Annotated in this window: 13 protein-coding genes; 6 read left to right on the top strand and 7 right to left on the bottom strand. The window is 67.7% G+C overall.

Going from position 1 to position 13,051, the window contains the following annotated elements:
- Positions 1-23: 23 nt before the first annotated feature.
- Genes BTE28158_RS21690 through BTE28158_RS32560 form a run of 3 tightly spaced genes read right to left on the bottom strand, consistent with a single transcriptional unit; the run spans position 24 to position 1,728 of the window.
- Positions 24-293 (bottom strand): MmoB/DmpM family protein, encoded by a 270-nt coding sequence (locus BTE28158_RS21690; protein ID WP_059604920.1) that lies wholly within the window; start codon positions 291-293, stop codon positions 24-26.
- 36 nt (positions 294-329) lie between these two features.
- Positions 330-1,325 carry a ferritin family protein gene (locus tag BTE28158_RS21695; RefSeq protein ID WP_124903239.1) on the bottom strand — a complete coding sequence of 332 codons (996 nt, stop codon included), beginning with the start codon at positions 1,323-1,325 and terminating at the stop codon, positions 330-332.
- Between the two features lie 16 nt (positions 1,326-1,341).
- Complete coding sequence (locus tag BTE28158_RS32560; protein WP_239007159.1) at positions 1,342-1,728, bottom strand: phenol hydroxylase subunit; 387 nt, start codon at positions 1,726-1,728, stop codon at positions 1,342-1,344.
- A gap of 133 nt (positions 1,729-1,861) precedes the next feature.
- Between BTE28158_RS32560 and BTE28158_RS21705 the strand changes: the two genes are divergently transcribed.
- Together BTE28158_RS21705 and BTE28158_RS21710 are read left to right on the top strand one after the other, a co-directional pair.
- Positions 1,862-3,547, top strand: a complete 1,686-nt coding sequence (locus BTE28158_RS21705) for a sigma-54-dependent Fis family transcriptional regulator (protein ID WP_151047163.1) — start codon at positions 1,862-1,864, stop codon at positions 3,545-3,547.
- A 1-nt stretch (position 3,548) separates the two neighbouring features.
- Positions 3,549-4,289 carry a GntR family transcriptional regulator gene (locus BTE28158_RS21710; protein WP_151047165.1) on the top strand — a complete coding sequence of 247 codons (741 nt, stop codon included), beginning with the start codon at positions 3,549-3,551 and terminating at the stop codon, positions 4,287-4,289.
- Positions 4,290-4,312: 23 nt separating this feature from the next.
- On the opposite strand, the gene BTE28158_RS21715 is transcribed toward BTE28158_RS21710, so the two are convergent.
- A complete protein-coding gene (locus tag BTE28158_RS21715; RefSeq protein WP_151047167.1) occupies positions 4,313-5,137 on the bottom strand; it encodes a phosphate/phosphite/phosphonate ABC transporter substrate-binding protein in 825 nt (274 codons plus the stop codon).
- A 313-nt stretch (positions 5,138-5,450) separates the two neighbouring features.
- Between BTE28158_RS21715 and BTE28158_RS21720 the strand changes: the two genes are divergently transcribed.
- A complete protein-coding gene (locus BTE28158_RS21720; protein ID WP_151047169.1) occupies positions 5,451-6,476 on the top strand; it encodes a fatty acid desaturase in 1,026 nt (341 codons plus the stop codon).
- Positions 6,477-6,705: 229 nt separating this feature from the next.
- On the top strand, positions 6,706-7,908 hold the full coding sequence (locus BTE28158_RS21725) for a benzoate/H(+) symporter BenE family transporter (protein WP_151047171.1): 1,203 nt from the start codon (positions 6,706-6,708) through the stop codon (positions 7,906-7,908).
- A gap of 34 nt (positions 7,909-7,942) precedes the next feature.
- Here the strand turns inward: BTE28158_RS21725 and BTE28158_RS21730 are convergent, their stop codons facing one another.
- Entirely contained in the window at positions 7,943-8,830 is an 888-nt protein-coding gene (locus tag BTE28158_RS21730; RefSeq protein WP_151047173.1) for an NmrA family NAD(P)-binding protein, read from the bottom strand.
- 197 nt (positions 8,831-9,027) lie between these two features.
- Positions 9,028-9,933: an AraC family transcriptional regulator gene (locus BTE28158_RS21735; protein WP_151047175.1), complete on the bottom strand. Its 906-nt coding sequence runs from the start codon at positions 9,931-9,933 to the stop codon at positions 9,028-9,030.
- 192 nt (positions 9,934-10,125) lie between these two features.
- On the opposite strand from BTE28158_RS21735, the gene BTE28158_RS21740 reads away from it, so the two are divergent.
- Positions 10,126-10,323 carry a hypothetical protein gene (locus tag BTE28158_RS21740; protein ID WP_151047177.1) on the top strand — a complete coding sequence of 66 codons (198 nt, stop codon included), beginning with the start codon at positions 10,126-10,128 and terminating at the stop codon, positions 10,321-10,323.
- A 49-nt stretch (positions 10,324-10,372) separates the two neighbouring features.
- Here the strand turns inward: BTE28158_RS21740 and BTE28158_RS21745 are convergent, their stop codons facing one another.
- Positions 10,373-11,326: a LysR family transcriptional regulator gene (locus tag BTE28158_RS21745; protein WP_124627743.1), complete on the bottom strand. Its 954-nt coding sequence runs from the start codon at positions 11,324-11,326 to the stop codon at positions 10,373-10,375.
- Positions 11,327-11,426: 100 nt separating this feature from the next.
- Here BTE28158_RS21745 and BTE28158_RS21750 point away from each other — a divergent pair, with 100 nt between their 5' ends.
- Complete coding sequence (locus tag BTE28158_RS21750; RefSeq protein ID WP_151047179.1) at positions 11,427-12,785, top strand: NAD(P)/FAD-dependent oxidoreductase; 1,359 nt, start codon at positions 11,427-11,429, stop codon at positions 12,783-12,785.
- Positions 12,786-13,051 lie beyond the last annotated feature (266 nt).

Here is a 13,051-nt window from a genome sequence, read left to right on the forward strand (position 1 = left end):
TGTCGGTGCGTGTTGCGCGGCGTTCAGTGCGACCAGCTCAGCGTGAACTGGTCGTCGTCTTCGTCGATGTGGCCGGACAGCGTGATCAGGTTCACCTGCAGCTGCTGCAGGTCGAAGCGCGTGCCGGTCAGTTCCTCGATCGTTTCGCGGCGGATCGTCAGCCGGTCCGGCGCGTCGATCTTGACCATCCCGGGCGACTCGACCACCACCGCGTGCGGGTTGTCGGCGACGATCGCGTCGACGATCGGTCTGGAGTCCTCATTTGTCTGAAAGGCGATGAATACGTTCGACATGCTGGCTTTCCTTGGATTGAGGGGATATGCGCGGCGTCAGAGCGCGAGGCCGAGCTTTGCGACGCGTGCATGGAACTGCTCGCGCACTTCGTCGAGCGCTGCCCGGCCGGCATCCTGCAACGCGCGCGCCGCGACCGGTGCGAGCGCCGCGTCGGCCCGTGCGGACCAGTCTCGGGTCCAGCGGGCGAGCAGCGCGCGGTTGTCGTCGGATTCGGCGGCCATGGTCTTCACCACCGCGTCGATCCAGCGATTCGATTCGGCGTGCCATTCCGGCATGAACGCGGTGAGCATCGCGACCGCCGAGCCGCCCGCGAGCGCGATCCGTTCGTCGATGAAGCGGTCGTAGACGAGCGGATACAGCAGGCCGTCGAGCGCGAGGTTCTGCGCAACGAAAAGCTCGACCGGGTCGGCCACGACCAGCGTGTCCTCCACATAGCGGCGCAGCGGCTGCCATGCGGCGTCGTTCGTCCAGCTGGCCTTGGCCGCATCGAGCACGTCGGGCTCGGCCATCGCGAGCGCGAGGCGCGTCAGGTACTGCGCGACGCCGAGGTTGTCCATGGCATGGAACATCGCGGGCGCGGTGAACGCGGTACCGTAGCCGAGCGCGCAGATCTGCGCGTTGTTCATGTTCGCGCCCCACGCGGCATGGCGCAGCGGCACCAGCACGTCGAGCGCCTGCGCGGCCACGTCGTCGCGCATCAGGCCAATCATCCGGCGCGATTCGACGAACTCGAAGTTCGACTCCATCGCGTCCTGCTGGCGCGCGCGCGTCGTCGCCCACGACGCGTAGTAGAACTGGCGCGGATCCTTCAATGCGTACCAGTTCGCCATCCGTATCGCCGAACGCGACGGATCGAAGATCTCGTGGTCCGGGTCCCAGGTCGGCCGGTAATGGAAGTTCGCCTGGGGCTGCGCGCCCATCATGCCTTCCTGGTAGCGCGTCGCCGTCTTGTCGCCGCCGATGTTCTGCGCGACATGCGCGAAGGTGTGCCGGAGCGGCTTGATGTCGACTGTCTTCAGCTCGATGGTCACTTCTTGCTCCTCAAGGTCATGGGTTCGCTTCGACGTCGAGCCGCGTCACCTGCTGTTCGCGGCAGAACGCGTCGAAGGCGGCAGGAGACAACGTCAGCTCGACGAACAGATCCGGCTCGCCGCCGAGCGAAAACTCGAATTCGACGAAGCCGCGCACGTTCGTGCCGGTCACGCGTGCGCACTTGCGGCCAGGGTCGAGCGGGGAAAGATCGGTCGGGTGCTGATTCATGATCGGTGTCGCCTCCATGCCGCACTTCAATGCAGCATCCGTGCCACGTGCGGGCACGCGCTCAAAAAATCTCGATAATTGAGGGAAAGCCCTGACGCGAAGTTCAAATTCGCGATCCACAATGGCGGTTAACCAGAACGGAAATCGCTCGCCGGCGACCGCGCCCGAACCCATATCTGGTGGTGCCTTTCATCATTTGAGCAACACCGTCGAACGCATTTGACGAAATGATCAAATCGATCCGCCCGCCGCGGCGCTGCTGGCGAAAATCTTGAAAATCACGAGAAATCTCGACGGAGGAGACACGATGCGGCCCAGCCTGCCCCCCTTGCCGCCGGACACCGACCTGCGCAAGCTGATCCATTTTTCGGCGAGCGACGGTCGCATCTGGCTGGCCGGTCAGCGGATGGTGCTGCTGCATGCCGGCGCGCTGGCGACGCTGCGCCAGGAACTGATGGAAAGCGTCGGTCCGGCACAGACGCGACGCTTCTTCACGCGGGTCGGCTTCGCCGCCGGAGAACGGGACGCCGCGCTCGCCCGCGAAATTCGCAGCGGCGCGTCGTTGTTCGACATGTTCCATGTCGGCCCGCAACTGCACATGCTCGAAGGCGCCGTTCAGGTCACGCCGTTGCGCTTCGAGGCCGATCCCGCGACGGGCGCGTTCTATTGCGAGTACCGCTGGGAACATTCATGGGAGGCCGACGTGCACCGCCGCACGTTCGGGCCGCAGCCCGAACCCGTCTGCTGGATGCTGATCGGCTATGCGACCGGCTACACCAGCGCGTTCATCGGCCGGACGATCCTGTTCAAGGAAACGACCTGCGTCGGCATGCACGACCCGCACTGCACGATCGTCGGCAAGCCAGCCGAGGAATGGCCGGATGCCGACGAGATCTCGTCGTGGTTCAAGGCCGACTCGCTGATCAACACGATCCGCGACCTGCAGACCGAAGTGGAATCGCTGCGCCTCGAGATCGCGCCGGACGACAGCCGGACCCGGCTCGTCGGGCGTTCCGACGCATTTCGTGCAGCCTATGCGCTGCTCGAAACGGCCGCGCCGACCAAGGTCGCCGTGTTGCTCACCGGCGAAACGGGCGTCGGCAAGGAACGCTTCGCGCGTGCGCTGCACGGCCTCAGCCCGCGCGCGCAGAAGCCGTTCGTCGCGATCAACTGCGCGGCCATTCCGCATGCGCTGATCGAGTCCGAACTGTTCGGTGCGGAGAAAGGCGCGTTCACGGGCTCGCAAGCCGCGCGCGCCGGCCGCTTCGAGCGCGCGGACGGCGGCACGCTGTTTCTCGACGAGATCGGCGAGCTGCCGCTCGACGTGCAGGCAAAGCTGCTGCGCGTGCTTCAGGAGGGCGAGGTCGAGCGGCTCGGCGCGACCGAGGGCCGGAAGGTGGATGTCCGCGTCGTCGCGGCGACCAACCGCGATCTCGAGCAGGCCGTGCGCGACGGCACCTTTCGCGCCGATCTCTATTACCGGATCAACGTCTACCCCGTGCTGATTCCGCCGCTGCGCGACCGGCAGGACGACATCGCGCCGCTCGCCGACGCAATGCTCGAACGCTTCGCGGCCGTGCACGGCAAGCCGACGCCGACGCTGACCGACTACGCCTACGACACGCTGCGCGGCTACCGCTGGCCCGGCAACGTGCGCGAGCTCGAGAACCTGATCGAGCGCGCGGTGATCCTGTCGCGCCCGAACCGTCCGGTCGACGCGAAGGACCTGTTCCCCGGCGTCGGTGCGCCCGGTGGCGCGACGGTCGATCGGGCCGGGCAGATCCGGCCGGCGGCCGCGATGTCGATCGACTGCGGCGCCATCCTCGACCAGTTGCAGGGCGGCGGCGGACTCGACGGCCTCGAGCGGGCGCTGCTGCACGAGGCCGTCGACCGCGCGAACGGCAACCTGTCGGCCGCCGCGCGCCTGCTCGGCCTGACGCGCGCGCAACTCAGCTATCGGCTCAACCGCAAACAGGATCATGAGGAGGCGTGACATGAACACCATCCTGCCCGCCCATCCGTTCGACGACCCGCCGCCTGCGCACGAGACGGCCGACGCCGACGCCGCCGAGCCGCATGCCCGCACGCTCAGCGAGCATGCGTATCACCAGCTCCGGCAACACATCATCGAGGGACATCACCCGCCCGGCACGAAGCTGCGCGTCGAGCATCTGAAGGACGTGTACGGCGTCGGCGCGGGCACGCTGCGCGAGGCGCTCACGCGGCTCGTCAGCGATGCGCTGGTCGTCGCCGAAGGGCAGCGCGGGTTTCGCGTGACGCCGATGTCGGTCGACGATCTCGAAGCCATCACGCGGCTGCGCATTCATATCGAGGTCGATGCGCTGCGCGACTCCGTGCGGCGCGGCGACGACGCATGGGCGCAACGCGTGCGGCAGAGTTTCGACATGCTGTCGGCCTGGGAGCAGCCGGTGTCCATCGAAAACCGCGCCGCATGGGAAGCGTGCAACCGGCGCTTTCACGAAGCGCTGATTTCGGCGGCCGCGACGCCCTGGACGTACCTGATCCTGCGCATGCTGTCGCAGCAAAGCGAACGCTATCGGCGCGTGTGCATCGGGCTCGGCGATTCGAAGCGCGACGTGCATGCGGAGCACACATGCCTGTTCGAGGCCGCGATGCGCCGCGCCGATGCGCGCGCGGCACTCGCGCTCGAGGATCATATCGGCACGACGCTCGCCGTGGTACGCAACGCGCCGCCCGGCACCTTGCCGTTCTAGCCACCGTTGCGCGGACGCTGCGCTCACGCCAGCTCGGGATACCCGTGCGCGGCCGCGTCCCGCGCGAGCCGGGCAATCGTGTCGTAGGCACTCGGCGGCAGACGCTCGAAACCCTTCAGCCGCAGTGCGTTCGCCCGCGCCGGATCGACCGAGACCGCGTGATCGAGCGCATCCTGCAACGCGCCTGCCAGCGTTGCGTCCAGCGCCTTCGACGCAATCAACGGCAAGCCCGGCGCCGACGCCGTCATGCCGATGATCCGGACGTCGTTCAACAACTCGGGCAGTGCGTCACGCACATACGCGAACGTCACGCAGTCGATCGCCGCGCAATCGGCAACGCCTGCCGCCAGCGCGCGCAGCACGTTCAGGTGCGAGCCGAACGACACGACCGAACTGAAGAAACGCCCGTCATGCGCATGCGGCGCGACCGCATGCCGGAACGCGTTCATCCCGCTGTGTGAATCCGCGCCGTTGAATGCTGCCCGCAATCCGCGACAGGCAGTCAGCGTCGTCGCGCCGCCCGCGTACACGCGCGCCGACACCACCAGCACACTGCTGTAGCGCGCGCCGTCGCAGCCGGGCGCATCGAATGCCGGTGTCGCGATCAGGTGCACGGCATCGCGCAATCCGAGCATCCGGTATGGATAACCGCATGTCTGCGACAACAGCAAGTCGTTGCGGTGCCACAGCGCATGCAGATCCCCGAACGGCTCGTCGAGCAGCGCGACGCCGGCAGGCCCGCCGGCACGCGCGAACGCATCGAGCGCGTCACGCAGCAACGCGCGCCACAGTGCGGCGTGGCGCGGCGTCACGTTGTACATCGGCAGTCCGGCGATCCATGGGCTCATGCGTGCATTCTACGCATCGGCGATGCGTTGGAGAAAGCCCGTTCGCCCGGGGTTCGCGCCGGTCCGGCACGCGCAGGGGCGGTCAATGCTTATCTGCCGCGCAACGATAAGCAAATGCGAATTGCTTGGTTGGCCTGACTACGCGAGCCGGTTAGCGTTCCAGTGTCGCGACACCGTCGCAAGCCGCTGTAGCGGCCGACCGCGAGCCGCGCCCCGTGTCTGTCAACAGCGTCGCGGCCCACGCCGGCGCGATCGTCCGCTACCCGTTACCCGTATAGCACCCGAATCACCCGCTTCATCCCGCCCCAGCACCATGGCCGAATACTTCGACGTCGACCACGCGCGCGCGATCGCCGCACTCAACGCCCGCTTCACTGCCCGCACCGAGTGGCCGACGTGGCTGCTGGTCGTCGCGATCTACGGCGGCTGGCTCGCCGTGCTGCTGTTCGTACGCGCCGAGCGCCTGTCGCTCGCCGCCGCGACGCCGCCGCTGATCCTGCTCGGCGCGTGGCACCTGTCGCTGCAGCACGAGCTGCTGCACGGCCATCCGACGCGTTCCGCGTTCGTGAACCGGCTGCTCGGCTACCCGCCGCTGACGATCTGGTATCCGTACACGCTCTATCGCGACACGCACCTCGACCATCACCGCGACGAGGACCTGACCGTGCCGGGCGTCGATCCGGAAACGAACTACGTGTCGCGCGAGCGGTGGGCGCGGCTGCCGCGCTGGCGTCGCATGCTGACGGTTGCGCGCACCACCTTCGCCGGACGCCTCGTGTTCGGGCCGCCGACGAGCGTCGCCGCGATGTTCGCCGACGCATTCGCCGCGTTCCGGCGCGGCGACTTCCGCCATCTGCGGATGTGGATCACGCACGCCGCCTGCGTGGTCGCGCTGCTCGCATGGCTGCAGTGGGCAATCGGCGTGCCGTGGTGGTATTACCTGCTGGCCATCACGTGGCCCGCGCTGTCGCTCGCGATGATCCGTTCGCTGTACGAGCATCGCGCCGCGCGGCACCCGAAGGCGCGCATCGCGATCAACGAAGCCGGCTTCGCGATGCGGCTGCTGTACCTGAACAACAACTATCACCTCGTGCATCACGACCTGCCGACGCTGCCGTGGTACGACCTGCCGCGCGCGTACCGGATGCGGCGCGATGCGTATGCGGAGAAATGCGGCGGCTTCGTGATCCGCGGCGGCTATCGCGAATTGCTGGCGCGCCATGCGTGGACGCCAACCGACACGCCCGTGCATCCGTTCGACCAGGGCACGGCGTCGCTGTCGACGGGCAGTGGTGCGAAGGTCGCCGCCGTCGACGGGTATCTTCAGATCAGTACGTAGTGCTTGAGTGAGTCGCGCTTCGCCGTGAAGGCGTCCGATGCGACGACGCCCGCGCAATGCAGCACGGCCGCCCCGACGCGCATTTCTTACGAAAAGCCGACAACACCGATCTTCATCGGCAAATTGCCAATTTCGGCGGCAATGCCCAGAATGACGGATCGTCCGGGGCCTCCGACAATCATTCGCCCCGGCTCAGCCGCCCGGCCGCGCGCCGCACTCCTCTACGACGATGCAACCGAACACCTCGCCCGGCGCGATCCGCTCGATCGGCAACGACTGGTCCGTCTCCGCGGTGACCGCGGGCTTTCTCGCGGTGCTGATTTCCTACGCGGGCCCGCTCGCGATCTTCTTTCAGGCGTCGCAGGCCGCGCATGTCTCCAACGAGATGGTGGCGTCGTGGGTCTGGGCGATCTCGATCGGCGCGGGCGTGTCGGGCCTCTTCGCGAGCTGGAAACTGAAGGTGCCGATCGTGACCGCATGGTCAGCGCCCGGCACCGCGCTGCTCGTCGGCCTCTTTCCGCAGCTGACGCTGAACCAGGCCGTCGGCGCGTACATCACGGCCGCGCTGATCATCCTCGTGATCGGCATCACCGGCTATTTCGACCGGCTCGTGCGCCACATTCCGCGCGGCATCGCGTGCGGGATGATGGCGGGGATCCTGCTGCCGTTCGGCATGCATGCGTTCTCCGCCGCGACCGCGCAGCCGGTGCTCGGGTTCGGGATGATCGCGGCATACGTGATCTTCAAGCGCCTGCTGCCGCGCTACAGCATCGTGCTCGTGCTGCTGACGGGCGCCGCGCTCGCGACGCTGCTCGGGATGGCGCATCTCGGCAACGTGTCGCCGAGCATCGCGCGGCCGATCTTCATCGCGCCCGAATGGACGCTCGGCACCACGCTCAGCCTCGCGCTGCCGCTCGTCGTCGTCAGTCTCACCGGCCAGTTCCTGCCGGGGATGACGATCCTGCGCGTGTCGGGCTATCACACGCCCGCGCGGCCGATCATCACCGCAACCAGCGCGATGTCGCTCGTCGTCGCGTGCTTCGGCGGGATCACGATCGTCGTCGCGGCGATCACCGCGGCGCTATGCACCGGCAAGGATTCGCACGAGGATCCGGACCGGCGTTATATCGCGGGCATCGCGAACGGCGTGATCTACCTGATCGGCGGGCTCTTCGCGGGGACGATCGTCACGCTGTTCTTTGCACTGCCGAAGGCGTTCGTCGCGATCCTCGCGGGGCTCGCGCTGATCGGTGCGATCGGCGCGAACGTGCACGGGATCTTCGAGGACGAGGCGCATCGCGAGGCATCGGTGATCACGTTCCTCGCGACCGCATCGGGAATGACGTGGCTCGGGCTCGGGTCCGCGTTCTGGGGGATCGTGATCGGGTCGGTCGCGTATGCGGTGACGAGCTGGGCGCGGCGGCAAACGTAACGCGCGGCGTGCGCCCGCTCAGCCGCCGCGTCGCTCACCGCGCATGCTCGCGCACCAGCTTGGCGAATGCCTCCGCCGGTGTCGTCGCGCCATACACCCGCTCCGACACGCCGGCCTCGACATCGATCTGCCCCGCGTTGTGCGCGTCATAGAGATCGACGATCAGTTGCGCATGACGCTCGCTGAGCCCGGCGCGCAACAGCGTCGCGGTCCATGAGTCGCGCGGCAGTTCGCGCGCGACGATCTCGTGGTCCGCGACCGCGCCGAGCGCATCCGCGATGTCCCGCACGCTCACCCGCCGCGGCCCTTCGATGCTGACGATACGCGGCCGGTTGCCGGTTTCGGCGGAATCGAGCAGCAGCCGCGCCGCCGCGACACCGACATCGGGCGCCCAGACCGTCGGAAACACCTTGTCGACCGGATGGTGAAAGCTCGGCAGCACGCCGGTTGCGAGTGCGACGGGCAGCACGCGGGCCCAGTTCTGCAGGTGTTCGGCCGAGCGCAGCAGCGTGAGCCGCGTCGGGACCGTCCTCAGCCTTTCCTCCAGACGATGAAAGAGCCGCGTGATGCCCGTGTTGCCGTCGCGCTCGGCGCCGTAGTCCGACAGCGCGAGCAGCGTCGGCGGCGGATTCGCGACGAGCGCGCCGGTCACGAGGTCGATCGTCCGCTCCATCGTTGCCGCCGGGTCGCTGTCGGCGATCGGCACCGGGCACAACATCTGCACGGCTTGCGCGCCATCGATCGCCGCGGCGACCGCGCGGGCGTCCGCCAGATCGGCGATCGCGACGTCGCAGCCGAGTTGCGCGAAGCGTTCGCGCCGGCGTGCGTCGCGCAGCACCGCGCGCACGGGATGACCTGCCTGGCGCAAGGTCGTTACAGTCGACAGTCCGACGTTGCCTGATGCTCCGAAGATCACGAACACGATCCGCTCCCGGGGGATGATGGTGCAGTGATTGTCGGCGCTCACAGCCGACGTGACGCGCACGGACGGATGATCGGAACAGGAACGGATGACGGATTACACGGTTGCCGAGTGTGTCCGCCGCGTCGCCTGCTCCGCCAGATCATGGGCTCGCCGATCGTCGGCCCCCGCGCGGTCCAATCCGGCACAGCGGCCGATCAACGGTCCTCGCCGTCATAAGCGAGCCGCAGCCCGCCACGCGCCCCGGAACGCGCGACCTCCGCCGGCGTCACGCCCAGCACGCGATTCATCCAGTTCGCCATGTGGCTCTGATGCGCAAACCCGGCTTCGAGCGCGATCTGGCTGATGCTGAGCCGGCCTTCGAGCAGCAGCGCCTTCGCACGCTCGACCCGGCGCCGCACCACGTACTGATGCACCGGCATCCCGAGCGTCTCGCGAAAGAGCACCTTGAAATGCGGCACGCTGATCGACACGAGCGCCGCGAGCTCGGCCAGCGTCATGCGGCGTTCGAGGTTGGCCTCGACATAGTCGATCACGCGCGCCGCCGCTTTCGGCGCAAGCATACGCCGGCGCTCGCGAAACACCGGCTGGCTGTCGGCCAGCCGCGCGACGAGCGCCGTGCACAGGCTCTCCGCATAGAGCGGATCCGACGCGTCTTCCGCTTCGAGTTCGGCGGCCATCGCCCACGCGATGTGCTGCAGGCGCGGATCGCGCACCTGCAGCCGCCGGCGAATCTGCGCCTGCGACGGCTTCAGCTCGAGTTGCTCGAACGTGCGCCGCACGAACGTGTCGCTGAGTGCGACGTGCAGGATCCGGCAGTCGGCACTGTCGGTCCACTGGCCCGGCAGGCCGGCGGGAATCACGTCGATGTCGCCGTGGGCCTGGATGCGCGACACGCGTTCGCCGTCGCACACGCAATCTGCGCGCACGGGCGAGCCGATATGCACGCCGATGCGGTGATGATCCGTGGCCGGAATCCGGTACGTACCGGCGCGAATCTCCAGCAGCGACGCGCCGAAGCCGCGCCAGCCGAGCCCGCGGCTGGAGCGCAGGCTGACCGGCACGCCGTTGTCAGCCGGCGCGGCGAGAATCGGATCGCTCATGGTTCCCCTCCACCAGATCGGGTGTCGAACGCGCATTGTGACGCTTTTCCGGGCCGCTTGCCGGGCGCGCACCGCCATTCCCGCGCCCGGCAGAAAAAGATCATCCGTTCCTGCTCCGCCGCATCCTTGCCTGCGCGCGGACGGGCGCCGCGACGATTACGATGGCCTCATCCGACACCTACGGAGACCGTCATGCCCCATTCCTGCCCACGACGCGCGGCGTTCATCCTCGCTTCGCCGTCCCGTGCGGCTCGCCGTCCTGCCGGCCCCGCTCCCCGCGACAACCGGACCACCCTCGCCGCGCGGTGCCTGCGCATGATCGGCTGGTACCGCCTCGAACGGCTGCTCGCGTCGATTCCCGACAGCAACGACGACTTCGGGATCGTTTGACCGACGGAACGCACGGCTCGCACACGCCGCCCGCGTCCCCGACGTGCGCCTACTTGCGCCGCCGCTCGTGCGGCGCCACCGTCGCGCCGTCGATCACCGGGGCGCCCTGCTTGATCAGGAAGTCGCGAAACAGCCCCGTCACCTGCGAGATCCGCCGGTCGGCGAGCGTGACCACATACCATTCGCGCTCGATCGGGTTGCCCGGAAACGGCAGTTGCCCGAGCAGCCCGGTGCGCAACTCGAGTGCACACGCGTGCAACGACAGGAACGCGACGCCGAGCCCTGCTTCGGCCATCTGCTTGATCGCCTCGTTGCTCGACAGTTCGGAGCCCACATGGAAGCGATGGCCGGCCGTCTTGAACAGGCTCTCGACGGTCGAGCGCGTGCCCGCACCGCGTTCGCGCACGAGCAGGTGCGCGGATTCGAGATCCTTCAGCGCGACGCGCTTGCGCTGCATCAGCGGATGGCCGGGCGCCGCGACGAACACCATCGGATGCTTCGCGAACTCGACCGCGTGCGTGCGCAGCTCCCTCGGCGCGCTGCCCATCACCGCGAGATCGATTTCATGCGTCGCGAGCATGCGGATGATGTCGTCGCGATTGCCGACCTTGAAATAGGTCTTCACGTGCGGGCGCGTCGCGGTGAATTTCACCAGCAGCGGCGGAATCAGATACTCGGCCGTCGTAATCGCGCCGATCCGCAGCGTGCCGCCGAGGTCGCCCGTCAGCGCGGCCACTTCGTCGCCGGCCTCGCTCCACAGATACAGGATCTCGCGCGCATAGCGCGCCACGATTTCACCGGCCGCGGTCAGCTGCACGCCGCGCCCCACCCGCTGCAGCAGCGCAGCGCCCACCGCCTCCTCGAGCAGGCGAACCTGCAGCGACACGGCCGGCTGCGTCAGGTTCAGCTCCTCGGCCGCGCGAGATACGCTACCGAGCCGCGCAATCATGTCCAGCGCCTTCAGCTGCCGGAACGTCGCGGCCTTTCCTATAAGTGAATACATATGAGTTGCTTATAAACATTAAATTGTTCGCGTAGGTTCAAAACTATATCGTCAGTTCTTGAGCAATGTCATCCGAATCGTCATCAGCGGGAGCCACAACATGGACCACATCACGCCTACCCTTGCCACGGATCGCGCACCGCGCGTGCCGCGCATCGTGATCGTCGGCGGCGGCGCCGGCGGCCTGCAGCTCGCCACGCGCCTCGGCGACACGGTCGGCCGCCGCGGGCAAGCCGACGTCGTGCTCGTCGACCGCTACCCGACGCACTTCTGGAAGCCGCTGCTGCACGAAGCCGCATCCGGCCATCGCGATCCGGCCTCGCACTCGATCGAATACGCGGCGCAGGCGAAGCGCCACGGCTTCCGCTTCGTGCAGGGCGCGCTGCAGCGGGTCGACCGCGCGGCACGCACGGCGACCATCGCCCCGGTTCAGGACGCGGACGGCACGGAGATCCTGCCGCAACGCGAGCTCGGCTACGACGATCTGGTGCTGGCCGTCGGCAGCGTGACGAACTTCTTCAACGTGCCGGGCGCCGCGCGTCACGCGCTGCCGCTCGAAAACCTCGACCAGGCCGAGGATTTCCGCCGCAAGTTCCTCGCCGCCTGCACGAAGGCGAACCACCTGGCCGAGCAGCAGCCGGCGCGGCGCGCGGCACCGATCTGCATCAACGTGATAGGCGCGGGCGCGACGGGTGTCGAACTGGCCGCGGCGCTGCGTCATGCGATCCAGCAGCTGACGACGTATCGCTTCAAGGCACTGGTGTCGGCGCGCGACGTACACATCCGGCTGATCGAAGGCGGCCCGCGCATCCTGCCGGCGCTCGACGAAAGGCTGTCGGCCAGGATGCAGGCGCAACTGCGCACGATGAACGTCGACGTGCTGACGGATACGCGCGTCGCGGAAGTCGGCGCGGACGCGGTCATGACCGCGACCGGCGAGCGGCTTGCGAGCGACATCACGATCTGGGCGGCCGGCGTCGCGGGCCCCGCGATGCTGCGGGAACTCGGCGACATCGCGCTCAACCGGTCGAACCAGGTGATCGTGACCGACACGCTGCAGACGCCCGACGATCCGCACGTGTATGCGTTCGGCGATTGTGCCGCGTGCCCGTCGGCCGATGCGAGCGGTTTCCTACCGCCGCGCGCACAGGTTGCGCACCAGCAGGCCGTGTACCTCGGCGATGCGCTCGCGCGGCGCCTCGCCGGCAAGCCGACGCCGGGCTTCACGTTCCGCGACGCGGGCACCGTCGTGTCGCTCGGCCGGGCAGGAGCCGTGTATCAGGCCGACCTCGGCGTGCGTTCGCGCTCGCTGATCGTCGACGGGTTCGCCGCGATCGGGCTGTACAAGTTCCTGTACCGCAAGCATCTGTTCAGCGTGTACGGTCTGAAGCGCGCGCTGTTTCAGTCGCTGAGCCACTGGCTGCAAAGGCTCAACCAGCCGTCGATCAAGCTGCACTGATCGCCGACTGCCACACGGCATCGCAAGACGGCGTATCGGGCGCACCTCGCCCGATACGCCGTTTTCTTGTCTGCACGGATCCGGTGCATTCGTTGCGTGCGCACGTTTGGTGCATCACATGGAAGCCCGTCGATACGATGCAAATCATCCGCAAAACATGGGATCGGGCGCATCCCGCGCCGGTGTTGGCTCACCGCCCCACTCATTAGTCGAATCGTATGAGTCGACTATAAATATTAATTGGTTGAAATTTCAGGATCGACGCT

The organism is Burkholderia diffusa (assembly GCF_902499115.1).
GTDB lineage: Bacteria > Pseudomonadota > Gammaproteobacteria > Burkholderiales > Burkholderiaceae > Burkholderia > Burkholderia diffusa.